The organism is Amycolatopsis nalaikhensis (genome assembly GCF_030264295.1).
Taxonomy (GTDB): Bacteria; Actinomycetota; Actinomycetes; order Mycobacteriales; family Pseudonocardiaceae; genus Amycolatopsis; species Amycolatopsis nalaikhensis.
Map to the genome: position 1 here is coordinate 5,077,836 of NZ_CP127173.1, position 23,058 is coordinate 5,100,893.

At 70.8% G+C, this 23,058-nt stretch carries 20 protein-coding genes; 14 read left to right on the forward strand and 6 right to left on the reverse strand.

Going from position 1 to position 23,058, the window contains the following annotated elements; genetic code table 11:
- Positions 1-80: 80 nt before the first annotated feature.
- A complete protein-coding gene (locus QP939_RS25100; protein ID WP_285459254.1) occupies positions 81-1,199 on the forward strand; it encodes an aromatic ring-hydroxylating oxygenase subunit alpha in 1,119 nt (372 codons plus the stop codon).
- A 48-nt stretch (positions 1,200-1,247) separates the two neighbouring features.
- On the opposite strand, the gene QP939_RS25105 is transcribed toward QP939_RS25100, so the two are convergent.
- The gene (locus QP939_RS25105) at positions 1,248-1,895 is read right to left on the reverse strand and encodes a GntR family transcriptional regulator (RefSeq protein WP_285459255.1); all 648 of its coding nucleotides are present in this window, start codon (positions 1,893-1,895) and stop codon (positions 1,248-1,250) included.
- 57 nt (positions 1,896-1,952) lie between these two features.
- On the opposite strand from QP939_RS25105, the gene glyA reads away from it, so the two are divergent.
- The 8 genes from glyA (at position 1,953) to QP939_RS25145 (ending at position 11,563) form a co-directional block, all read left to right on the forward strand.
- Positions 1,953-3,209 (forward strand): serine hydroxymethyltransferase, encoded by a 1,257-nt coding sequence (gene glyA / locus QP939_RS25110; protein WP_285459257.1) that lies wholly within the window; start codon positions 1,953-1,955, stop codon positions 3,207-3,209.
- A complete protein-coding gene (locus QP939_RS25115; protein ID WP_285459258.1) occupies positions 3,206-4,420 on the forward strand; it encodes a sarcosine oxidase subunit beta family protein in 1,215 nt (404 codons plus the stop codon). The genes glyA and QP939_RS25115 overlap by 4 nt, the downstream gene beginning before the upstream one ends.
- Positions 4,421-4,429: 9 nt before the next feature.
- Complete coding sequence (locus tag QP939_RS25120; protein WP_285459259.1) at positions 4,430-4,708, forward strand: sarcosine oxidase subunit delta; 279 nt, start codon at positions 4,430-4,432, stop codon at positions 4,706-4,708.
- Positions 4,705-7,299, forward strand: a complete 2,595-nt coding sequence (locus QP939_RS25125) for a 2Fe-2S iron-sulfur cluster-binding protein (protein WP_285459261.1) — start codon at positions 4,705-4,707, stop codon at positions 7,297-7,299. Before QP939_RS25120 ends, QP939_RS25125 begins: the two co-directional genes overlap by 4 nt.
- Entirely contained in the window at positions 7,289-7,774 is a 486-nt protein-coding gene (locus tag QP939_RS25130) for a sarcosine oxidase subunit gamma (protein ID WP_285459263.1), read from the forward strand. The genes QP939_RS25125 and QP939_RS25130 overlap by 11 nt, the downstream gene beginning before the upstream one ends.
- Positions 7,771-8,613: a formyltetrahydrofolate deformylase gene (gene purU, locus QP939_RS25135; protein WP_285459264.1), complete on the forward strand. Its 843-nt coding sequence runs from the start codon at positions 7,771-7,773 to the stop codon at positions 8,611-8,613. Before QP939_RS25130 ends, purU begins: the two co-directional genes overlap by 4 nt.
- A 10-nt stretch (positions 8,614-8,623) precedes the next feature.
- On the forward strand, positions 8,624-11,050 hold the full coding sequence (locus QP939_RS25140; protein WP_285459266.1) for a GcvT family protein: 2,427 nt from the start codon (positions 8,624-8,626) through the stop codon (positions 11,048-11,050).
- 90 nt (positions 11,051-11,140) lie between these two features.
- A complete protein-coding gene (locus QP939_RS25145; RefSeq protein WP_285459268.1) occupies positions 11,141-11,563 on the forward strand; it encodes a hypothetical protein in 423 nt (140 codons plus the stop codon).
- A gap of 55 nt (positions 11,564-11,618) precedes the next feature.
- Here the strand turns inward: QP939_RS25145 and QP939_RS25150 are convergent, their stop codons facing one another.
- The gene (locus tag QP939_RS25150) at positions 11,619-12,005 is read right to left on the reverse strand and encodes a hypothetical protein (RefSeq protein ID WP_285459270.1); all 387 of its coding nucleotides are present in this window, start codon (positions 12,003-12,005) and stop codon (positions 11,619-11,621) included.
- Positions 12,006-12,136: 131 nt separating this feature from the next.
- Here QP939_RS25150 and QP939_RS25155 point away from each other — a divergent pair, with 131 nt between their 5' ends.
- Entirely contained in the window at positions 12,137-13,420 is a 1,284-nt protein-coding gene (locus tag QP939_RS25155) for a S1C family serine protease (RefSeq protein WP_285459272.1), read from the forward strand.
- A gap of 4 nt (positions 13,421-13,424) precedes the next feature.
- Here QP939_RS25155 and QP939_RS25160 read toward each other — a convergent pair whose 3' ends face one another.
- Positions 13,425-13,799: a MarR family winged helix-turn-helix transcriptional regulator gene (locus tag QP939_RS25160; RefSeq protein WP_285459273.1), complete on the reverse strand. Its 375-nt coding sequence runs from the start codon at positions 13,797-13,799 to the stop codon at positions 13,425-13,427.
- An 86-nt stretch (positions 13,800-13,885) separates the two neighbouring features.
- Between QP939_RS25160 and QP939_RS25165 the strand changes: the two genes are divergently transcribed.
- Positions 13,886-15,343, forward strand: coding sequence for an MFS transporter (locus tag QP939_RS25165; protein ID WP_285459274.1), 1,458 nt, complete (start codon positions 13,886-13,888; stop codon positions 15,341-15,343).
- A 91-nt stretch (positions 15,344-15,434) separates the two neighbouring features.
- Here QP939_RS25165 and QP939_RS25170 read toward each other — a convergent pair whose 3' ends face one another.
- Positions 15,435-15,890 (reverse strand): carboxymuconolactone decarboxylase family protein, encoded by a 456-nt coding sequence (locus QP939_RS25170; protein WP_285459276.1) that lies wholly within the window; start codon positions 15,888-15,890, stop codon positions 15,435-15,437.
- A gap of 47 nt (positions 15,891-15,937) precedes the next feature.
- Here QP939_RS25170 and pdxR point away from each other — a divergent pair, with 47 nt between their 5' ends.
- Positions 15,938-17,320, forward strand: a complete 1,383-nt coding sequence (pdxR, locus tag QP939_RS25175) for a MocR-like pyridoxine biosynthesis transcription factor PdxR (RefSeq protein ID WP_285459278.1) — start codon at positions 15,938-15,940, stop codon at positions 17,318-17,320.
- Between the two features lie 175 nt (positions 17,321-17,495).
- Here the strand turns inward: pdxR and QP939_RS25180 are convergent, their stop codons facing one another.
- Together QP939_RS25180 and QP939_RS25185 are read right to left on the reverse strand one after the other, a co-directional pair.
- Complete coding sequence (locus QP939_RS25180; RefSeq protein ID WP_285459280.1) at positions 17,496-18,629, reverse strand: IS701 family transposase; 1,134 nt, start codon at positions 18,627-18,629, stop codon at positions 17,496-17,498.
- Positions 18,630-18,670: 41 nt separating this feature from the next.
- A complete protein-coding gene (locus QP939_RS25185) occupies positions 18,671-19,471 on the reverse strand; it encodes a glycoside hydrolase family 25 domain-containing protein (RefSeq protein ID WP_285459281.1) in 801 nt (266 codons plus the stop codon).
- Between the two features lie 261 nt (positions 19,472-19,732).
- Between QP939_RS25185 and QP939_RS25190 the strand changes: the two genes are divergently transcribed.
- Together QP939_RS25190 and QP939_RS25195 are read left to right on the forward strand one after the other, a co-directional pair.
- Positions 19,733-21,313 carry a substrate-binding domain-containing protein gene (locus QP939_RS25190; RefSeq protein WP_285459282.1) on the forward strand — a complete coding sequence of 527 codons (1,581 nt, stop codon included), beginning with the start codon at positions 19,733-19,735 and terminating at the stop codon, positions 21,311-21,313.
- A gap of 11 nt (positions 21,314-21,324) precedes the next feature.
- On the forward strand, positions 21,325-23,058 hold the full coding sequence (locus QP939_RS25195; RefSeq protein ID WP_285459841.1) for a hypothetical protein: 1,734 nt from the start codon (positions 21,325-21,327) through the stop codon (positions 23,056-23,058).

Genomic DNA, 23,058 nt, shown 5'->3' on the forward strand with positions numbered 1-23,058 from the left:
GGCAGTCACTCTGTTCCGGAGTGAGCAACAAGACGCGTTCTGCGCAACTCCCGAACTGATCCGCGGAGAGGACCACGCCGGTGACCGCAATCGATCTCCCGCCGAGCCTGCTCGCCACGCTGCCCGGCTCCTCCTACACCGACCCGGCGATCTTCGCGCTGGAGCAGGCGAAGATCTTCGAGGCGGACTGGTTCTGCGCCGTGCGCAGCGCCGACCTGCCGACCCCCGGGTCGTTCGAGACCGTGCAGATCGGCAAGGAGAGCGTCCTGGTCTCACGCGGGCGGGACGGCCGGCTCAACGCGTTCCTCAACGTCTGCCGCCACCGCGGCGCCCGGCTCTGCACGGCCGAGAGCGGGACGGTCAAGCGGTCGTTCCAGTGCCCGTACCACGCCTGGACGTACGGGCTGGACGGCAAGCTCATCGCCGCGCCGAACCTCACCGGCATGCCGGACGTCGACCGCACCGAGTTCGGTCTCACCCGGCTCCACCTGCGTGAATGGCTCGGCTACGCCTGGGTGTGCCTGGCCGACGAACCGCCGTCGTTCGAAGACACCGTGATCGGCGCGGTCACCGAACGGCTCGGCGGCCCGACCGAGATCGACGCCTACGGCATCGACGGCCTCGCGCTGGGCAAGCGCATCGAGTACGACGTGAAGGCGAACTGGAAGCAGATCATCGAGAACTTCATGGAGTGCTACCACTGCGCGACGATCCACCCGGAGCTCACCGAGGTGCTCCCGGAGTTCGCCGACGGCTACGCCGCGCAGTACTACGTCGGCCACGGCGCCGAGTTCGGCGGCGAGATCAAGGGCTTCACCGTCGACGGCAGCGAAGGCGTCGACCGGCTCCCCGGCGTCACCGAAGCCCAGGACCGCAAGTACTACGCGATCACCGTCAAGCCGGGTGTCTTCGTCAACCTCGTTCCGGACCACGTGATCTTCCACCGGATGTTCCCGCTGGCCCCGGACCGGACGCTGGTGCGCTGTGACTGGCTGTACCTGCCGGAGGTGGTCGAGTCGGGGCGCGACCTGTCGCGGTCGGTCGAGCTGTTCCACCGCGTCAACCTGCAGGACTTCGAGGCGTGCGAACGCTGCCAGCTGGCGATGGACTCGCGCTCGTACGCCAACGGCGGCGTGCTGGTGCCCAGCGAGCACCACATCGGCGCGTTCCACGACTGGGTCCGCGCGCGCCTGTCGTGAGTGTTTAGGGCGGTTCTAACCGCCCTGAACACTCACGACGAGGTGAGCTCAGATCAACGCGCGGATGGCGGCCTCGAAGCCGGTGACGTGCGCATGCGTCAACGCGGCGGCCTTCTCGGCGTCGCCCTCGATGATCGCGGTGAGGAGCGGGACGTGCTCGTCGACGTGGCCGGCCATCCCCGACAGCCGAGGCACGAACACGCACCAGATCCGGGTGGCCAGGTTGTCGTACCGGATCAGCGTGTCTTCGAGGAACGGGTTGTGCACGCACCGGTAGATCGCCCGGTGCAGGGCGAGGTCGGTGCGCAGCAGCTCGGCGTTGTCCCCGCTCGGGACCCCGGCGTCGAGCTGTGCGCGCAGCTCGGTCAGCACCGCCCGGTCGGCCGCGGTCGCGCGTTCGGCCGCGGCGGCCGTCGCCATCGGCTCCAGCGCCCGCCGCACCTCGGAGATGTGCGCGAGGTCGGAGATGTTGACGTCGGTGGCGAACGTCCCGCGCCGCGGGTAGGCGACGACCAGCCGCTCGGATTCGAGACGCTTCAGCGCTTCGCGGATCGGCGTGCGGCCCATGCCGAGTTCGCTGCCGAGCTCCTCTTCGTTGATGGGGGAGCCCGGCCGGATGTCGAGCATGACCAGGCGATCACGGACGAAGCGGTACGCCTGTTCCGCCAGCGACGGGGGATTGACCTGCGGGTGCATGGCGCTTAGCCTACATCGACGATTGATATATCAGAAGTCGACCACGAAGGGTTCGCGATGCTCAATCACTCCCTGGCCGACTACGACCCGGTGGTCGCCGAGGCGATCGGCGCGGAGGTGCACCGGCAGCAGTCGACGCTCGAGATGATCGCCTCCGAGAACTTCGCCCCGGTCTCCGTGCTCCAGGCCCAGGGCTCGGTGCTCACGAACAAGTACGCCGAGGGCTACCCGGGCCGTCGCTACTACGGCGGCTGCGAGCACGTCGACGTCCTCGAACAACTCGCCATCGACCGCGTCAAGGCGCTCTTCGGCGCGGAGTTCGCCAACGTCCAGCCGCACTCCGGCGCGCAGGCGAACGCGGCGGCGATGGCCGCGCTGCTCAAGCCCGGCGACAAGATCCTCGGCCTCTCGCTGGCCCACGGCGGCCACCTGACGCACGGCATGCGGATCAACTTCTCCGGCCTGCTCTACGACGTCGCCGCGTACGAAGTGTCCGAAAAGGACTACCGCGTCGACATGGCCGAGGTGGAACGGCTGGCGAAGGAGCACCGGCCGAAGGTGATCATCGCCGGGTGGTCGGCCTACCCGCGGCAGCTGGACTTCGCCCGCTTCCGCGCGATCGCCGACGAGGTGGGCGCGTACCTGATGGTCGACATGGCCCACTTCGCCGGGCTGGTCGCCGCGGGCCTGCACCCCTCGCCGGTGCCGCACGCGCACGTCACGACGACCACCACGCACAAGACCCTCGGCGGCCCGCGCGGCGGCGTCGTGCTGACGAACGACCCGGCGCTGGCCAAGAAGGTCAACTCGGCGGTGTTCCCCGGTCAGCAGGGTGGTCCGCTGGAGCACGTCATCGCCGCCAAGGCCGTCGCGTTCAAGATGGCGGGCGAGCCCGCGTTCGTCGAACGCCAGCAGCGCACGCTGCGCGGCGCGAAGCTCCTGGCCGAACGGCTCCTCGTGGAAGACGACATCTCCGTGCTGACCGGCGGCACCGACGTCCACCTCGTGCTCGCCGACCTGCGCGACTCCGAGCTGGACGGCAAGCAGGCCGAGGACCGGCTGCACGAAGTCGGGATCACGGTCAACCGCAACGCCGTGCCGTTCGACCCGCGCCCGCCGATGGTGACGTCCGGCCTGCGCATCGGCACGCCGGCGCTGGCCACCCGCGGGTTCGGCGACGCTGAGTTCCGCGAGGCCGCCGACGTCATCGCCGAGGCGCTCCGGCCCGGCTACGACGTCGAGAAGCTGCACGCCCGCGTCACCGCGCTCGCCGAAGCGTTCCCGCTGTACCCGCACCTGGGAGAGACCCGATGACCGACCTGCCGGAGCACCCGGACTTCCTCTGGGACAACCCGGAGCCGAAGAAGAGCTACGACGTCGTCGTGGTCGGCGGCGGCGGGCACGGCCTCGCCACCGCGTACTACCTGGCCAAGGTGCACGGCATCACGAACGTCGCCGTGCTCGAGAAGGGCTGGCTCGCGGGCGGCAACATGGCCCGCAACACGACGATCATCCGGTCCAACTACCTCTGGGACGAGAGCTCCGGCATCTACGAGCACTCCCTCAAGCTGTGGGAAGGCCTGGAGGAGGACCTCGGCTACCCGATCCTGTTCAGCCAGCGCGGGGTGCTCAACCTGGCGCACAGCCTGCAGGACGTCCGCGACAGCGTCCGCCGCGTCGAGGCCAACAAGCTCAACGGCATCGACGCCGAATGGGTCGACGCCGACGGCGTCAAGGAGATCTGCCCGATCGTCAACACCTCGCCGGACGTCCGGTACCCGGTGCTCGGCGCGACCTTCCAGCCGCGCGCGGGCATCGCGAAGCACGACTACGTGGCCTGGGGCTTCGCCCGCGCCGCGCACGAAATGGGCGTCGACCTCATCCAGAACTGCGAGGTCACCGGCATCTCCACAGTGGACGACCGCGTCACCGGCGTCGAGACGTCGCGGGGCCGGATCGCCGCCGGGAAGGTCGCGCTGTGCGCGGCCGGGCACACGTCGGTGCTGGCCCGCATGGTCGGGCTCGACCTGCCGCTGACGTCGCACCCGCTGCAGGCGCTGGTGTCGGAGCTGCTGGAACCGATCCACCCGACGGTCGTCATGTCGAACGCCGTGCACGTCTACGTTTCCCAGGCGCACAAGGGCGAACTCGTGATGGGCGCGGGCATCGACAGCTACCACGGCTATGGCCAGCGCGGCTCGTTCCACATCATCGAACAGCAGATGGCGGCCGCGCTGGAGCTGTTCCCGGTGTTCGCGCGGGCGCACCTGCTGCGGACGTGGGCGGGGATCGTCGACACGAGCCCCGACGCCTCGCCGATCATCGGGCTGACCCCGGTGGAGAACCTCTTCCTCAACTGCGGCTGGGGCACCGGCGGCTTCAAGGCCACGCCGGGTGTCGGCGACGTCTTCGCGGCGACCATCGCCCGCGGGAAGCCGCACGAGTACGCCGAGCCCTTCGCCCTCGACCGGTTCACCACCGGCGCCCTCGTCGACGAGCACGGCGCCGCCGCCGTCGCACACTAGGAGCGTTTGATGCAGCTGATCCCCTGCCCCTGGTGCGGGCCACGCGAGGAAGCCGAGTTCCACTACGGCGGCCAAGCCCACGTCGCCTACCCCACCGACCCGTCGGCACTGTCCGATGAGGAGTGGGCGAAGTTCGTCTTCTTCCGCGACAACCCGAGCGGGCCGTTCGCCGAGCGGTGGAGCCACGCCGCGGGCTGCCGCCGCTGGTTCAACGCCGTCCGCGACACCCGTACCCACGACTTCCTGGCGGTCTACCGCCTCGACGAGCCCAGGCCGGTGATCTCATGACCCGACTGCCCGACCGCGGCCGTGTCGACCGCGGCGTCCCGCTCAAGTTCACCTTCGACGGCCGCGAGCTGACCGGCTTCCTCGGCGACACCCTGGCGTCCGCGTTGCTGGCCAACGGCATCCACCAGGTCGCGACCAGCATCAAGTACGGCAGGCCACGCGGCATCGTCGCCGCCGGGGTCGAGGACTCGAACGCCCTGGTGCAGATCGAAAAGCCCTTCCCCGAGCCGATGCTGAGCGCCACCACCGTCGAGCTGTACGACGGTCTGGCGGCCCGCGGCCTGCGTGGCCAGGGTCGCCTGGCCGCCGAGCCCGACCCGGCGCGCTACGACACCAAGCACGCCCACTGTGACGTCCTGGTCATCGGCGCCGGTCCCGCCGGACGCGCCGCCGCGGCCGCCGCCTCCGGCCGGGTGCTGCTCGTCGACGACCAGCCCGACGCCGAAGCTCCCGAGGGCGTCCGGCTCCTCTCGCGCACGACGGCGTTCGGCATCTACGACGACGGGTTCGTGCTCGCCCTGGAACGCCGTGGTGAGCCCGCCGCACCCGAACGGATCTCGCGGCAGCGGGTCTGGCGGATCCGGGCGAAGCGGATCGTGATCGCCACCGGCGCCCACGAGCGGCCGATCGTGTTCCCGGACAACGACCGCCCCGGCATCATGCTCGCCTCGGCCGCCCGCACCTACTTGAACCGCTACGGCGTCCTCGCCGGCCGGCGGGTGGTCGTGTTCACCACCAACGACTCCGCGTACGAAGCCGCCTTCGACCTCGCCGAGGCGGGCGCCGAGATCGCGATGGTCATCGACGCCCGGGACGAGGTGCCCGACAGCCGCGGCATCGAAGTCCGCACCGGCAGCGGGGTCTTCGGCACCGACGGCGACTCGCACCTCACGGCCGTGCACGTCGCGCCCTTGGGGGAGACCGAGGGCGTGCGCGTCGAGTGCGACCTGCTGCTCGTGTCCGGCGGCTGGAACCCGGCCGTGCACCTCTACAGCCAGGCCCGCGGCACCCTCCGGTACGACGCCGCACTGGGCGCGTACGTCCCGGACGGGGCCCTGCCGAACGTGACCGTCGTGGGCGCGGCCGCGGGCGAAGGCCTGCCGCAGACCAAGGTGCTCTGGCAGGTGCCCGCACCAGAGTCCGAAGTGGACACCCGGTTCGTGGACCAGCAGCGCGACGCGACCGTGTCGGACGTCCTGCGCGCGACCGGCGCCGGGCTGCGCTCGCTGGAGCACGTCAAGCGCTACACGACCATCGGCACCGCGCACGACCAGGGCAAGACGTCCGGCATGCTCGCGGCCGGGATCACCGCGGAGGCCCTCGGGGTCGACTTGGCGTCCCGGCGCCCGACGACGTTCCGGCCGCCGTACACGCCGGTGGCGTTCGCCGCGCTGGCCGGGCGGAACCGCGGTGAGCTGCACGATCCCGTGCGCGTCACGACGATCCACCCGTGGCACGTCGAGCACGGCGCCGAGTTCGAGAACGTCGGCCAGTGGAAGCGGCCGTGGTACTACCCGCGGCCCGGCGAGTCGATGCACGACGCCGTCCTGCGCGAATGCCGCGCGGCGCGCAACGACGTCGCGGTCATGGACGGGTCCACCCTGGGCAAGATCGACGTCCAGGGCCCGGACGCCGGCTGGTTCCTCGACATGCTCTACACGAACATGATGAGCACGCTGAAGGTCGGCCGGATCCGCTACGGCGTGATGTGCGGCGTCGACGGCATGGTGATCGACGACGGCACGGTCATCCGCGTCGCCGAGAACCGGTTCCTGGTCACCACCACGACCGGCAACGCGGCGATGGTCCTCGAGTGGATGGAGGAGTGGCTGCAGACCGAGTGGCCGCACCTTCAGGTGTTCGCCACGTCGGTGACCGAGCACTGGGCCACGATCCCGCTGGTCGGCCCGCGGTCGCGGGAAGTCCTCGGTCGCCTGGCGCCGGGCCTGGACGTCTCGAACGAGGCCTTCGGGTTCATGACCTGGCAGGACGCCGAAGTCGCCGGGATCGCCGCGCGCGTCTGCCGGATCAGCTTCTCCGGCGAACTGGCCTACGAGATCAACGTCCCGTCGTGGCACGGGCCCGCGGTCTGGCAGGCCGTCGTGGACCAGGGCGCCACGCCGTACGGCACCGAGACCATGCACGTCCTGCGCGCCGAGAAGGGCTACCCGATCATCGGCCAGGACACCGACGGCACGGTCACCCCGCACGACCTCGGCATGTCCTGGGCGGTGTCGAAGAAGAAAGCCGACTTCATCGGCAAGCGCTCGTTCGCCCGCGCCGAGAACACCCGGCCCGACCGCAAGCAGCTGGTCGGGTTGCTGCCGATGGACCCGTCGGTGCTGCTGCCGGAAGGGTCCCAGCTCATCGAGTCCGAGGTCGTGCCGGAACCGCCGGTGCGGATGCTCGGCCACGTCACCTCCAGCTACCACAGCGCGGCCCTCGGCCGGACCTTCGCCCTCGCCTTGGTGCGGTCCGGCCGCGAGCGGGTCGGCGAGACGCTGTACGTGCCGGTCGGGGACCAGGTCGTCCCGGTGACCGTGACCGAATCCGTGCTCTTCGACAAGGAAGGAGCCCGCCGTGACGGTTGACGCGGTCGAAGAACCGTTCCGCACCCAGCTCACCGTCCGCCTCCGCGAGGGCGACTCGCTCCTCGGCGTCGCCCTGCCCGGCCCGTGCACGTTCACCAGCGGCCACGGCGTCGACGTGCTGTGGATGGGCCCGGACGAATACCTCGTCCTCGGACCCGAGCTTTCACGTGAAAGCTCCGACCTGGAGGCCGAGCTTTCACGTGAAAGCTCCGTCTTGGCGGTGGTGGACGTCTCGGCGCAGCGCAACGTCTTCCGGTTGACCGGGGCGCACGCCGCCGACGTTCTCGCGCACGGGTGCTCGATCGACCTCGACCCGGCGGTGTCGCCGCCCGGTACCTGCGTGCAGACCTTGCTGGCGCGCACCGGGATCGTGCTGATGGTGCGGGAAGAGGGCTTCACGATCCTCGTCCGCCAGTCCTTTTCGGACTACTTCCGGGCCTGGCTGGCCGACGCGAGCTTGGAGTACGTCTCGTGACCTTCACCCTGACGCTCAAGTGCCCGGAACGCGCCGGGATCGTGCACGCCGTCACGACGTTCCTCGTCGGGCAGGGCTGCGACATCGTCGAGCACCAGCAGTTCGACGACGACGTCCGCGGCTCGCTGTTCCTGCGCACGTCGTTCACCCGCGCCGAAGAGACCACTGTGGACGACCTGACCCGCGCGTTCGCCCCGGTGGCCGGGGACTTCGGCATGGAGTTCTCGTTCTCCGACGGGACGCCGCCGCGGATCCTCGTCATGGTCTCGAAGTTCGGGCACTGCCTCAACGACCTGCTCTTCCGCTGGCGCGCGGGCGGGCTCGGCGCCGAGATCGCCGTGGTCGTGTCCAACCACGAGGACCTGCGGCCGATGGCCGAGGCCGCCGGGGTGCCGTTCGTGCACGTCCCGGTCACCCCGGACACGAAACCGGAGGCCGAACAGCGGCTGCTGGACCTGGTCGGCGAGTACGAAGTGGACTTGGTCGTGCTCGCGCGGTACATGCAGGTGCTGTCCAACGAGCTGTGCCAGAAGCTCGAAGGCCGCGCGATCAACATCCACCACTCGTTCCTGCCCGGGTTCAAGGGCGCCAAGCCCTACCACCAGGCCTACGACCGCGGCGTCAAGTACGTCGGCGCGACCGCGCACTACGTCACGCCCGACCTCGACGAGGGCCCGATCATCGAGCAGGAGGTCCAGCGGGTCGACCACACGTACTCGCCGCGCGAGCTGGTGACCGTCGGCCGCGACGCCGAGGCGCTGGCCCTGTCCCGCGCGGTCCGCTGGCACTGCGAACGCCGCGTCCTGCTCAACGGCAACAGCACTGTCGTCTTCCGTTAGGAGTCTCGCCATGACCGCTCCGCGTGTCGTGATCATCGGCGCCGGCATCGTCGGCGCGAACCTGGCCGACGAGCTGACCGCCCGCGGCTGGTCCGACGTCACCGTGCTCGACCGGGGCCCGCTGCCGCGCACCGGCGGGTCCACGTCCCACGCGCCCGGGCTGGTGTTCCAGACCAACGCGTCCAAGGCGATGACGGACTTCGCGCGGTACACCGTCGAGAAGCTCCGGAGCCTGGACTGCTTCCTCCAGGTGGGCGGCATGGAGGTGGCCACCACCCCGGCCCGGTGGGAGGACCTCAAGCGCAAGCGCGGCTGGGCGACTTCATGGGGTGTCGAAGGTTCTCTCATCGGCCCCGACGAGTGCGTCCGCCGCTGGCCGCTGCTGGACGGTTCGCGGATCTTCGGTGCGCTGCACGTCCCGACCGACGGGCTCGCGCGGGCCGCGAAGGCCGTCGAGGTGCTGATTTCCCGCGCCGGTGAACGGGGTGCGCGGTTCGTCGGCGGCACGCGTGTGACCGACGTCCTGCAGGACGGCGGGCGCGTCACCGGCGTCCGGACCGACCAGGGTGACTTCCCGGCTGACGTCGTCGTGTCGTGTGCCGGGTTCTGGGGCCGCGAGATCGGCGCGATGGTCGGCATGGACGTGCCGCTGCTGCCGCTCGCGCACCAGTACGCGAAGACCGGGCAGGTGGCGGAACTGGTGGGGCGCAACACCGAGGCGGTGGAGGCGAGCCTGCCGATCCTGCGGCACCAGGACCAGGACCTGTACTTCCGCGAGCACGTCGACCGGCTGGGCATCGGCTCCTACGCGCACCGGCCGATGCCGGTCGAGGAGTCCACATTGGATCCCACGGTGACGGAGACGGCGATGCCGTCGATGCTGCCCTTCACCGAGGACGACTTCGCACCGTCGTGGGAGGAGAGCCAGCTGCTGCTGCCCGCGTTGCGGCAGACGAAGGTCGAGGAGGGCTTCAACGGGATCTTCTCGTTCACCCCGGACGGCCAGTCGCTGATCGGCGAGTCGGCCGACGTCCGCGGCTTCTGGCTCGCCGAGGCGATCTGGGTGACGCACTCGGCGGGCATCGCCAAGGCCGTCGCCGAGCTGCTCGTCGACGGCCATTCCGAAGTGGACACCCACGAGATCGACGTCCACCGGTTCGAAGAGGTCCAGCTCGCGCCGTCGTACGTGCACGAGACGGCGCAGCAGAACTTCGTCGAGGTCTACGACATCCTGCACCCGTTGCAGCCCAAGCTGTCCCCGCGCGACCTGCGCGTGACGCCGTTCCACGCCCGGCAGCGCGAACTGGGCGCGGTGTTCCTCGAGGCGGGCGGCTGGGAGCGGCCGCACTGGTTCGAGGCGAACGCGCCGTTGCTGAAGAAGCTCCCGCACGACTGGCTGCCTCCCGCGCGCGACGCGTGGTCGGCGCAGTTCCACTCGCCGATCGCGGCGGCCGAGGCGTGGCACACCCGCAACGGCGTCGCGCTGTACGACATGACGCCGTTGAAGCGCGTGGAGATCAGCGGACCGGGGTCGCTGGAGTTCCTGCAGTCGCTGACGACGAACCAGCTGGACAAGTCCGTCGGGTCGGTGACCTACACGCTGATGCTCGACAACGCCGGCGGCGTGCGCAGTGACGTCACGGTGGCGCGGCTGGAGCCGGAGGTGTTCCAGGTCGGGATCAACGGGAACATCGACGTCGACCACTTCGTCAAGCACGCGCCGCCCGGCGTTCAGGTCCGGGACATCACCGGTGGGACGTGCTGCGTCGGCGTGTGGGGTCCGCTGGCGCGGGACCTCGTGCAGCCGCTGTCGCACGAGGACTTTTCGCACCAGGGCCTCAAGTACTTCCGGGCGCGGCGCGCGCGGATCGCCGGGGTGCCGGTGGTCGCGATGCGACTGTCCTATGTGGGCGAACTGGGCTGGGAGATCTACACCAGCGCGGACAACGGCCTGCGGCTGTGGGACGCGCTGTGGGCGGCCGGGCAGCCGCTCGGCGTGATCGCGGCCGGGCGCGCGGCCTTCAACAGCCTGCGGCTGGAGAAGGGCTACCGGTTGTGGGGCACCGACATGACGACCGAGCACGACCCGTACGAGGCCGGGGTCGGGTTCGCCGTGCGCCCGGCGAAGGGGCCGTTCCTGGGCCGGGAAGCACTGGAAGGCCGGACACCGACCCGGCGGCTGCGGTGCCTGACGATCGACGACGGCCGCACGGTGGTGCTGGGCAAGGAACCGGTGTTCGTCGACGGGGCCGCGGCGGGCTACGTCACGAGCGCGGCGTACGGGTACACGGTCGGGCGGCCGATCGCGTACGCGTGGCTCCCGGCGTCGGCGGAGGTCGGCACCGGGGTGGAGATCGAGTACTTCGGCCGCCGGGTCGCGGCCACGGTGGCCGAAGAGCCCCTGGTCGACCCCGGCATGGAACGGATCCGGCGGTGAGTGCGTGATGCGTGACCAGATCATGAGCCAGTACCTGAGGTCGCTGGCGTCGGAGTCGTCCCGGGCGGCGGCGCGACGGCGGCGTTGCACGTGGCGCAAGCGGCGTCGCTGGTCGGCCGGGCGGGGGCCGACGGGCACGAAGCCGAGGCGTTGAGCATGCACGCGTTGCGCTTGGCGGAGAAGGAGGCCCACGCGGCGGCCGTCCTGGCCCGGGCCCGCCGGTCGCCCGGTGGAGCGTCGGCGGAGGCGCGTCGGCAGGCGTGCGGCCCGGCGGCGGAGGTGATCACGGCGGCGGCCCGGGTGCTGGACCTGGCGGAAGGGGTCCGGCCGGACGCGCTGGTGGCGACGGACCTGGCGGCGGCGGCCGAGGCGGCCCGAGCCGCGGCGACAACGGCCGGTCTGAGCATCGAGGTCCACTCGGGCGCGCCCACCCCACCCGAAGTAGCGGCGGTGACGACGCGCGCGAACCGCCTGACCACGGCGATCCGCGACGTGGTGGTCACCTTGTCGTGAGTGTTCAGGGCGGTTCTAACCGCCCTAAACACTCACGACAGGCCGCGGGGGAACGTCAGTCGCTGAAGTCGCCGTTGAGGGACTGCGTCGACGGGCCCTCGCCGCTGCCCCGGCTGCTGCCCCACGGCTGGCCGTCGATCTCGGCCGTCGCGGTGACGTCGCCGTTCGTGTACTTGATGACCAGGTCGTACACGTGCTTGCCCGTGTGTGACGGGAAGCTGAACGTGCGGCTCCACGGCAGCTTCACGTTCTTCTCCTCGGTCGTCTTGCCGTCGATGGTGCAGGTCAGCGTGGTGATGGTCGCCGTGCCCGTCACGTCGAAGACCAGCCGGTGCGGCTCACCCGCGGGGGAGGCCGACGTCGACGGCGCGGGCGAAGGCGTCCCGCTGGTGGAGCAGCCCGCGGCCAGCAGAGCGGCGAGAAGAACGGTGACGTGCTTCATAGCCATGAAAGTATCGGCAGGCCCGTCGAACGGGTACATCCACAGCAAGTCCATGGAAGGGCGCCAGGAAATTCTCAGGAACCAGGCGTTTCCTGGGAGAGCCGGAGGCTTGTCGAGGGCTGGAGCTGTGCATGAACGAGTACGACCGAGGACCGCAGGGCGGCGGCGAGTACCCGTACGGCTACGGGCAGGGCTACTACCAGCACCCCTACACCCAGCCGATCCCCGGCCAGCAGCCCTACGGCCATGAGGGGCAGCCTCATGGCTACTACGGCTACGGCTACCCGCCGCCCGCCTACCAGCCGCCGCCGCGCAAGCGGCACCCCTTTCGCGCGCTGACCGTCGCCGTCGTCGCGATCGCGCTGGCCGTGGTCGCCGGGCTCGGGATCGGGCACCTGATCTCCGGCTCGATCGGCCCGGCCGCGGGTGGCAACCAGAACTTCGGCTTCTCCGGGCAGCCCAGCGCGTCGCAGACCGTGCTCGACGTCGATGCCGTGTCCGCCAAGGTGAACCCGGCCATCGTCAACATCACCACCGAGCTGGGCCTGCAGGGCGCGGCCGCCGCGGGCACCGGGATCGTGCTGACCCCGGACGGCGAGGTGCTGACGAACAACCACGTCGTCGCCGGGGCGACCAGCATCAAGGTGACCAGCATCGGCACCGGGGACACCTACAAGGCGTCCGTCGTCGGCTACGACCGCAGCGAGGACATCGCGGTCCTGCGGCTCCAGGGCGCCTCCGGGTTGCCGACGGCCACCATCGGCGACTCGTCGACGGTCAAGGTCGGCGACCAGATCCTCGGCCTCGGCAACGCCGGCGGCCGCGGCGGCGACCCGGTGCCGGCGCCGGGCACGGTGGCGGCGCTCGACCAGTCGATCACCGCGTCCGACGAGTCCAGCGGCTCGTCCGAGCAGCTGACCGGGCTGATCCAGGTCCGCGCGAACATCGAGTCCGGCGACTCCGGCGGCCCGCTCGTCAACGCGAACGCGCAGGTCATCGGCGTCGACACGGCGGCGTCGACCGGTTACCAGCTCAACGGCCGCCGCAGCGGCGGGGTGGGACAGGGCTTCGCGATCCCGATCAACCAGGCCGTCGACATCGCGCACAAGATCGTCGCGGGCACGGCGACGGACAAGATCCACATCGGCAAGACGGCGTTCATCGGCGTCTCGGTGTCGGACGGCCAGGGCGCGCGGATCCGCGAGGTGGTCCCGGGCGGCCCGGCCGAGCAGGCGGGCCTGGCGGCGGGCGACGTCATCACGGCCATCGACGGCACGCCGGTCGACTCGGCGACGGCGTTGACGAACGTGATGGACACCCACCACCCGGGCGACCGGCTGACGATGACCGTGACGAACGCGTCCGGCGCGCAGCGGCAGGTTCAGGTGAAGGCCGTCGAGGGCCCGGTGGGCTGACGCCTCAGCGAAGCACTTCGTTGAGCACTTCGCGGTGTGTCTGCTTCGCCGCGAGGTAGCGTTCCCGGCCGGCCTCGGTCAGCGTGACGAAGATGCCGCGCCGGTCGACTTCGCAGAGCGCGCGCTCGACCAGGCCTTCCTTCTCCAGCCGGGCGACCAGCCGGGACGTCGCGCTCTGGCTGAGGTGGATGGCTTCGGTGAGGTCGGCCGAGCGGCACTTGGCGTCGCCGGTGGCGACCCGTTCCAGTGCCTCGAACTCGTTCGCGCCGATCCCGTGGCGCTCCTGCAGGCGGCACTCAAGCTTGCTGAACACAGCCGAGTAGCGCGCCAGCAGCTCGTGCCACTCCTGCACCAGGCCTTGCTCAGCGACGTCGCTCACGGCGAGCACCTTAACATGCACAGACATCAGATGCAAACGCATTAAATGCATCGACATTAGATGCGCGTGCATGTACTGTCGCCGACATGAGCTCTTCCGCGTACTTGTCCACCACTTCAACCCGGTGGGACGCACGTCTCTGGGGTGTCCTGCTCACCGTTTCGATCGTCATCGGTCTCGACGCGCTCGACGTGTCGATGGTCGGGGTCGCGCTCCCCGCCATCCAGGCCGACCTCGGCCTGTCCACCAACGCGCTGCAATGGGTCGTCAGCGGGTACGTGCTGGGCTACGGCGGGCTGCTGCTGCTCGGCGGCCGCACCGCCGACCTGCTCGGCCGCCGCCGGGTGTTCCTCGTCGCCGTCGCCGTGTTCGCGCTGGCCTCGCTGCTCGGCGGGCTCGTCGACGACGGTGCCCTGCTCATCGCGAGCCGCTTCATCAAGGGCCTGGCCGCCGCCTTCACCGCGCCGGCCGCGCTGTCCATCATCACCACGACGTTCCAGGAGGGCCCGGCCCGCAACAAGGCGATCAGCATCTTCGCCGTGTTCGGCGCCAGCGGGTACTCCGCCGGGCTCGTGTTCTCCGGCCTGCTGACCGAGGTCGGCTGGCGCTGGACGTTCCTGCTCCCCGCGCCGATCGCCCTGGTCGCACTGGTCGCGGCGTGGAAGCTGATCCCGGCCTACCGCGCGGAGGGCGGCCGCGGCTACGACTTCCCGGGCGCCATCACCGGCGCCGCCGGTTCGCTGCTGCTGGTGTTCGGCGTCGTCGAGGCACCCGAGATCGGCTGGGCCGCGCCGCGCACGCTGATCACGTTCGTCGTCGCGCTCGCCCTGCTCGTGACGTTCGTCGTCATCGAAAAGCGCAGCAGCCACCCGTTGCTGCGGCTGGGCATCCTGCGTTCGGGCCCGCTGGCCCGCGCCAACCTCGGCGGCGCGCTGTTCTTCGGCGCGTACATCGGGTTCCAGTTCGTCGTGATGCTCTATCTGCAGCGGGTCCTCGGCTGGTCGGCGCTGCAGACGGCGCTCGGCTTCCTGCCCGCGGCGCTGATCGTGGCGTTCGGCTCGCCGCGCATCGAGCCGCTGATCGACCGCGTCGGCACGCCGCGCACGATCTTCGCCGGCGTCGTCGCGCACGTCCTCGGGTACGCGCTGTTCCTGCGGATCGACGAGCACTCGGGCTACGCGGGATATGTGCTGCCCAGCATGATCCTGCTCGGCATCGGCTTCACGCTGGCGTTCTCGTCGCTCAACATCCAGGCGACGGCCGGGATCGCGGACGACGAGCAGGGCCTCGCGGGCGGTCTGTTGAACACGTCCCTGCAGGTGGGCGGCGCGATCGGGCTGGCGGTGGTGACGGCGGTCCTGACCGCCAACGGCGGCCGTGAAGCCTCGTCGGCCGCACTGCTCACCGGCCTGACCCCGGCGTTGAGCGTGGTCACCGGCATCGCGGTGCTGGGCCTGCTGATCGCGATCAGCGGCCTGGTGGCCCGCCGTCGCCCGGCCGAGGCGCCGGTCCCGGAGCCGGAGCTGGCGGTCATCGCCGACTGACCCAAGCGCCCCAAGGCGGCCTTGGTTGCGTCTGACGCACCGAAGGCCGCCTTGGGTGCGTCTGACGCACCGAAGGCCACATTGGGGCGCTTCAGGCCGCGCGCTCGTCCGTGCCCGGCACCTTGGCCGTGCTGATCGCGATGCGGTTCCACGTGTTGATCGCGAAGATCAGCGCGAGCAGTTGGCCCAGTTCTTCTTCGGTGAATTCGGCGGCCGCCCGGGCGTAGACATCGTCGGGCACGCCACCCGAGATCGAGGTGACGGCTTCGGTCAGCGCCAGCGCCGCCTGCTCCTTCGCGCTGAAGAAGTGCGAAGCCTCGGCCCAGACGGCGACCAGGTGCAGCCGCTCCTCGCTTTCACCCGCCTTGCGGGCGTCCGAGGTGTGCATGTGCAGGCAGTACGCGCAGCGGTTGAGCTGCGACGCGCGGATCTGCACCAGCTCGACCAGCGCGGGGTCCAGCCCGGCGCGGGCGGCGGCGTCGAAGCCGATCAGGGACTTGAAGGCCTTCGGGGCGGTCTTGGCGAAGGTGATGCGGGAGTTCGTCATGACCGGAACGCTACGGCCCGGTTGACCCGCGTGTAGGGTGCATTCTCGTGCCGGAAAAGTGGGTCAATTCCGGAGTCGACCTGCACCTCGAGCTGGCGGCCACCGGGGGCAGGCGGGCCGCGCTCATCACGGCCCTGCGCGACGCCGTCCGCACCGGGCGGCTCGCTCCCGGCACGCGGCTGCCGCCCTACCGCGCACTGGCCATCGACCTCAGGCTCGCGCGCAACACCGTCGCCGACGCCTACGCCGAGCTGGTCGCCGAGGGCTGGCTCACCGCCGTGCAGGGCTCCGGCACCCGCGTCGCCGACCGCGCCGAGCCCCTCGAGCCGAGCCGGATACCGAAGAAAGTCCCGGGCGCGCCGAAACCGCGGCACAACCTCAGGCAAGGCCAGCCGGACGCGACGTCGTTCCCGCGCGCGGAATGGCTCGCCGCCGCACGCCGGGCGCTGACCACCGCGCCGCACGACGCCTTCGGGCCCGGTGATCCCCGCGGCCGCCCCGAACTGCGGGAAGCACTGGCCGCCTACCTCGCGCGGGCGCGCGGCGTGCGGACGTCGCCGGAGCGGATCGTCGTCTGCTCCGGGTTCGCGCACGCGCTGCGGCTGTTGTTCCCGGCCGTCCTGCCCGGCCCGCTCGCCGTCGAGGCGTACGGCCTCGCGTTCCACCGCGGGATCTTCGACACGGCCGGGGTGCGCACGATTCCCCTTGCCCTGGACGAAAAAGGCGCCCGCGTCGAAGACCTCACCGTGCCGACCGCGCTGCTCACGCCCGCGCACCAGTTCCCGACCGGCGGCCCGCTGCACCACGACCGCCGCACGCTCGTCGTCGACCACGTCCGCGCGACGGGCGGCCTGCTGATCGAGGACGACTACGACGGCGAGTTCCGCTACGACCGCAAGCCGGTCGGCGCGGTGCAGGGGCTCGACCCCGAGCACGTCGTCTACGTCGGTTCGGTGAGCAAGAGCCTCTCACCCGCGCTGCGGCTCGGGTGGCTGGTGCTGCCGGAGCGTCTCGTCGACGCCGTGCTGGCGGTGAAGGGGGAGCGCGAGGCGTGGGCGAGCGCGCTCGACCAGCTCACGCTGGCCGAGTTCGTCACGTCCGGCGCCTACGACCGGCACATCCGCCGCATGCGCTTGCGCTACCGACGCCGTCGCGACGTCTTGGTGGCGGCGCTCGCCGAACACGCGCCGCACGTCGTGCCGACCGGCATCGCCGCCGGGCTGCACGCCGTGCTGCGCCTGCCGCCGGGAACGGAGAAGTCCGCGCTGAAGGCCGCGGCGTGGCAGGGACTCGCGCTGGACGGGCTGGCCGCATTCCGGCACCCGGCGAGCACGATGTCCACAATGGACGGCCTGGTGGTCGGCTACGCGACCCCACCCGACCACGCCTACGCCGCGGCGGTCGAAGCGCTGTGCCGCGCCCTGCCCTAATACTGCAACGGCAGTCAGGTGAGTGGGTAGCCGCGTCGTTTGTAATGGCTGAGGCGGGCTTGGTGTTGCCGTCGGCGGCGGAAGCGTGACCAGGCCCAGACGTGCTCGGCGGCGTCGGTGACACGCAGGACGAGTCTGGTCAGCAGGCGCCGGATCTCCGGTAGCGTGTATCCGATCATGCCTGGTTCGCTGACACCGATTCCCCTTTTATGGCCAGGGATCGGGAGACGGCGAGCCAGGCGTGGGCCAGCATCGACAGCGTGATGTGGGCATACCAGGCTCGCCAGGACCGGACCTGGTAGTGATCGAGTCCGGCTTCGTTCTTGGCCTGCTGGAAGCATTCCTCGATCCGCCAGCGGGTCCCGGCGATCCAGGCCAGGTCCAGCAGGGTCGAGCGCCGCGGCCCGTAGCAGACGTAGTAGGCGATCTCGGTCGAGTCCGAGAGTGAGCGGCGGGCGAGCAGCCAGTGCCCGCGCCCGGCCCGCCAGCCGGTCCCGAGCGGGATCCGCGCCCAGTCGTACTCGCGTGGCCCGTGCGCACCAGCGCCGACCGACAGCCGCCGCCACGACCGTGCGGGCAGGTCCGCGATCAGCTCATCCGCCCTCGCCTCGGCGCCGCCGGTGGTGTCGAGCAGGTCGTTGACCTTGGTGGCCAGCACATGCGCAGCGTCGTGTTCCTCCAGCCACGTCCGCAGGTACTTGACCTGCCCGTAGGCCTCATCGGCGGTGATCCACGAGAACGGCACACCCGCGGCGAACGCCCGCGCCAGCATCCCCATCGCCTGTCGGGGTTTCGTCTGGAACTCGGTTCCGTCGGGGATCCCGGCCCGCCGACACCGAGCAGGGTCGGCGATCCAGGGCTCGGGCAGATACAGCGCACGGTCGATCAGCGCGTGCCCACGCTCGGAGGCATACGCCAGGAACGTGCCGATCTGGCAGTTCTCGATCCGCCCGGCGGTCCCGGAGTACTGCCGCTGCACCCCCGCCGAGCGCACACCTTTCTTCAGGAACCCAGTGTCGTCCACGATCAGCACCCCAGTTGGCTCACCGAGATGCTCGATCACGTAGTCCCGAACGTCATCGCGAACTCCGTCGATGTCCCAATCCGCCCACCGCAAGAGCCGTTGCATGCCGTCCGGGGACATCTCGCCGGCTTGCTCGGCCAACGTCCAGCCGTTCTTCCGCTCCAACCCGGCGACCAGCCCGGACATGTACTCCCGCGCCCGGCCCCGCGGCTCCGACCGGGTGAACCGGCCCGCGATCCGCTCATGCACCCGATCCAGCTGATCCAGCACCACATCGACCACCACCAGGATGATCTATCACACGTCACCCGAGTGCCGTTGCAGTACTAACCCACGATGTCGATCTCGAACGGTTCGGCCGCGCTGTAGTTGATGTCGGCCCACACCGCGCCCGGCAGGTCGTACCGGCGGTGCGACGTCAGCTTCGCGTTGTAGCCCGCCGTCTGCGCCGGGTTGTGGCCGATGCCCTGGCGGTCGTTGCCCCACGCGTAGATGTCGCCGACCCACATGGGTTTCGAGATGCCGTCACCGCCGAGCCGGGGCCGGATGACGACCGCCGCGCCCGGGCTGCCGGACAGGAAGACCCGCACCGCGTTCTGGTCGGCGTTCGGCGGGGTGACCGTGATGCGTTCCATGATCTCCACTCCAGTCGAGGCGGATCCGGTGCCGTCCACTCCCGGCCAGTAGTCGACGACGGACGAGACGTCGTAGCCGGGGGCGACGTTCCCGCGGTACTGCTTGGCGACCGCGCCGTCGGGGATGGCGGGATCCCCGTTGTAGTGGGCGATCCAGTAGTGCGGCTCGGCGACGCCGGCGGAGGAGAACGCCGACCGCACCGAGGGCCAGGTCGAGAGGTTGCAGTAGATCGTCGGGTCCGCGCCGGCCGCGCGGCGCATCCGGACCCAGCCCGGCGCCTCGGCCGGCGTGGCGTCGCCGGGTTCGACGTCCAGCACGTGCCCGTCGTTCGTGCTCGCCTTCTTGACGATGGTGACCTTGACCGCGCGGGGGAAGCGCGCCCAGTCCGCGGCCGACCACGGTTCCAGTTTGATCTTGTCGATGTAGCCCGCGACCATCTGCGCGTCGGCGGGGATGTTCGCGGCCGTGACCGCGTCGTACATCGTGCGCACGGGTTGCGTCTCCGTTCGGTGCCGTATCGCCGTTTCGGGGACGGCGAAATCGTCTCCGCGATCCGCCATCGTGCTGATACCCACGTGGGACGGACGTCAAGCCGAAAACGTTACGCAGTTCTTGTCCTTCACCAAAATGGCCGCACGGTGCAATTCCTTCACCGCCCGTTTACGAGCTCGTGGTGACTTTCCGCGATCGGGGCTGGCTTCCCGCTCACCCGGCTGGCAAGCTGCCAGGACTTCACGAAGGAAGGGACGTGCATGGCGGCACACCCGGCGCGGACCCGGCGCATCGACGCGCCGGTCGTCGTCCTGAGCGTGCTGCTCGTGGTCGCCCTGCTCGCCTGGGCGGGCGTGGACTACCTGCGCGACCGCCTGGCCGCCGGTGGCTGCGACACGACGACGCCGGTGCGCATCACGGCCGCACCGGACCTCGCGCCGGTGCTCACCGCGCTGGCCCGGACCGTCCCGGAGCCGGACTGCTACACCGTCGAAGTCACCGCGAGCGCTTCGAGCGCCACGGCGGCGGCGCTCGAAGCCAACGGCGCGAACGGCCCCGACGTCTGGGTGCCGGAGTCGAGCACCTGGCTGCTGCAGGCGCGCGACGGCGGCGCGTGGAACCTGCCCGAATCCGGCCAGTCCGTGGCGAGTTCGCCCGTGGTGCTGGCCCTGACCGAAGACGTCGCGAAGCGCGCGGGCTGGCCCGCGAAGTCGCCGTCCTGGGCGGACGTTCTCGCGGAAAGCCCGGTCGGGTTGCCCGATCCGCGGCGCGACCCGGCGGGCATCGCCGCGCTGCTCGGCCTGCAGCAGCTCACCAAGGACGCGCCCGACCCGGCCGCGGCGTTCACCGAAGAGATCCGCAAGCTTTCGGCGGTGCCGCGGCCGTTCCCCGCGTCGCCCGCGTCCGAGCAGTCCGTGCTGGCCCGCAAGCTCGTCGCCGCGTACCCGGCCGCGGGCGTGCCGAGCTTCGACTACCCGTACGTCGTGCTGCCGCGCGCGTCCGAGGCCTCCCGGGCGGCGGCCGAGCGGTTCCTGCGGCTGCTGCTCGACCAGACCGCCACGAAAGCCTTCGGCGACGCCGGGTTCCGCACGCCGGCCGGGCAGCTGCTCGGCGACCGGGCGGCGGACACCCGCACGAACCCCGCGCCACGGCCCACCGGGCCACCCGCGCCCGAAGCGATGTACGGCGTGCTCCAGGCGTGGGCCGGCGCGAACCTCAGCGCCCGCGTCCAGGTGCTGCTCGACGTCTCCGGCTCGATGGCCGCCACCGTGCCCGGCACCGGCCGCAGCCGGATGGCGCTCACGATCGACGCCGCGACGCAGGGGCTCGGGCTGTTCAAGCCGACGACCGAGCTCGGCCTGTGGCTGTTCTCCACCCGGCTCGACGGCGCCAAGGACTACCGGGAGATCCTGCCGATGCGGTCGATCAGCGACCAGCTCGCCGCGGGCGGCTTGGCGACGCTGCAGGCCGTCAAGCCGAAACCCGGGGGCGCGACCGGGCTGTACGACTCGATCCTCGCCGCCTACCAGAACGCCCGGCAGAGCTGGCAGCTCGGCCGGATCAACGTCGTCGTGGTGCTCACCGACGGCCGCAACGAGGACAGCGACTCGGTCGGGCTGCCCGGCCTGCTCGCCGAGCTGTCCCGGCTGCAGGACCCGCGGAAACCGTTGCCGGTGATCGGGATCGGCATCGGCCCGGACATCGACGCGAGCGAGCTGCGGCAGGTTTCGGCCGCCACCGGCGGCGCGTCCTTCACGACGCCGGACCCGCGCAAGATCTCCGACGTCTTCTACCAGGCACTGAGCAAGCTCATGTGCCAGCCGCCCGCTTGCAAGAATTGAGGACGCCGGTGCTGGTCGAGCTCGAAAAGCCGCGCACGCTGCGAAGACCGTCCGCGGTGGTGCTCGCGGCCTTCGTGGCGGGTGTGGTGCCGTTCGCGCTGCACGCCTGGGCCGCGCTGCACGGGAGTTTCGCGCAGGACGACTTCGTGGTCACCTACCGGGCGGCCGCGGCCGGGCCGTTCGACCCCGCGTTCCTGTTCCAGGACTACCACGGGCACCTGCAGCCCGGCGGGTTCTTCCTCGCCGCCGTGCTGACGTGGTGGGCGCCGCTGAACTTCGCGCTGTTGATGGCGCCACTGCTGGTGATGCGGGTCCTCGCGATGGTGCTGTTCTGGTGTTTCCTGGTGCGCTGCTTCGGCCGCCGCTGGGCGATCCTGGTGCCGTTCACCGTGTTCACGGCGTCGACGTTGCTGCTGGTCCCGACGCTGTGGTGGTCGTTCGGAAGCCAGCTCGTGCCGGTGGTGCTGGCCGCGGCGGGAGCGGTGCACGCGCACGTCCGCTACCTGGCCGACGGCGGCCGGTGGTGGCTCGGTGTCTTCGCCTGGACGCTCTTCGGGCTCGCGTTCTACGAGAAGGCGGCGCTGATCCCGGTGCTGCTGGCCGGGGTGACCGTCCTGCTCGGACAGTCCCTTCGCGACCACGTCCGCTACTGGGCCGGGCACGCCGTCCTGCTGGCCGGGTTCGTGGTGGGGTTCCTGGTCTTGACGACGAGCCAGGTCGGCACCGGCGCGTCGCCGTTGTCGGCCGGGACGGTCGCGGACCTGACCGGCCGGATGCTCGGTGACACCCTGCTGCCGGGACTGGTCGGCGGGCCGTGGTCCGGCGCCGGGGCGGGCGCGACCTGGGCGCCACCGCCGTTCCTCGTCGTCGTCGCGCTCGTGGTGGCTGCGGTGGTCGTGGTGGTCGCCGGAGTGCGCGTCGGCGGCCGTCGGGCGTGGGCTGCCTGGCTGCTGCTCGCCGCCCTGTTCGCGGTGGACGTCGGCCTGCTCACGCTGACCCGGCTGCGCGAAGTCGGCCCGGCCGCGGGCGACGACCCGCGGTACGTCGCCGATCTCGCGCTCGTGGCCGCCCTGTGCGGGGCGTTCGCGTTCCTGCCGCGCGCGGAAGTTGCGCCATCCGGCGGAAAGCGGGAACGGCCGATCGCGGTAATCGCGTGCGTGCTTTTGCTCGCGAGTTCGGCGGTGGGATTCTCGCGGCTTTCCCCGGCGCTGCGGTTCGAGCATTCCGGGCAGTACGTCGCAAATGTGCGGGCGGCCGTCGCGGCGGATCCGGACCTCGTTTTCTTCGACACGTTCGTGCCCTCGGACGTCGTCCACGAATGGTTCGGGGCGGACTCCCGCGCGTCCCGGGTGGTCGGCCTGCTGCCCGGCACGCACTTCGACCAGCCGACGAGCCGGATGCACCAGCTCGACGCGACGGGCACCCCGCACCGGATCACCGGCGTGGACCCGGTTTCGCGCGGGGTGCCCGGCCCGGTGCCGGGCTGCGGCTACGCGATCGGCGAGACGCCGTCGCGCATCCCGCTCGACACGGCCGTCCTCGGCAGGCACCTGCTCAAGGTGGATTACTACACTTCGGACGGTGGCGAAGGCCTGGTCGACCGGACGCCGGTGTGGTTCCAGGCCGGGCTGCACTCGCTGTACCTGCCGGTCGACGGCCTCTTCGACAGCATCGCCGTCCGGCTCTCGAGCCCCGGCGCCCCGGTGTGCGTCGCCAAGATCGAGGTCGGCCAACCGATGTCGTGA

Bases quoted from the DNA above. Each gene is read 5' to 3' on its own strand.
- QP939_RS25120 (WP_285459259.1), top strand. From the start codon at position 4,430: ATGCAGCTGATCCCCTGCCCCTGGTGCGGGCCACGCGAGGAAGCCGAG.
- QP939_RS25105 (WP_285459255.1), bottom strand. From the start codon at position 1,895: ATGCACCCGCAGGTCAATCCCCCGTCGCTGGCGGAACAGGCGTACCGC.
- glyA (WP_285459257.1), top strand. From the start codon at position 1,953: ATGCTCAATCACTCCCTGGCCGACTACGACCCGGTGGTCGCCGAGGCG.
- QP939_RS25140 (WP_285459266.1), top strand. From the start codon at position 8,624: ATGACCGCTCCGCGTGTCGTGATCATCGGCGCCGGCATCGTCGGCGCG.
- QP939_RS25125 (WP_285459261.1), top strand. From the start codon at position 4,705: ATGACCCGACTGCCCGACCGCGGCCGTGTCGACCGCGGCGTCCCGCTC.
- QP939_RS25165 (WP_285459274.1), top strand. From the start codon at position 13,886: ATGAGCTCTTCCGCGTACTTGTCCACCACTTCAACCCGGTGGGACGCA.
- QP939_RS25190 (WP_285459282.1), top strand. From the start codon at position 19,733: ATGGCGGCACACCCGGCGCGGACCCGGCGCATCGACGCGCCGGTCGTC.
- QP939_RS25115 (WP_285459258.1), top strand. From the start codon at position 3,206: ATGACCGACCTGCCGGAGCACCCGGACTTCCTCTGGGACAACCCGGAG.
- QP939_RS25150 (WP_285459270.1), bottom strand. From the start codon at position 12,005: ATGAAGCACGTCACCGTTCTTCTCGCCGCTCTGCTGGCCGCGGGCTGC.
- QP939_RS25155 (WP_285459272.1), top strand. From the start codon at position 12,137: ATGAACGAGTACGACCGAGGACCGCAGGGCGGCGGCGAGTACCCGTAC.
- QP939_RS25170 (WP_285459276.1), bottom strand. From the start codon at position 15,890: ATGACGAACTCCCGCATCACCTTCGCCAAGACCGCCCCGAAGGCCTTC.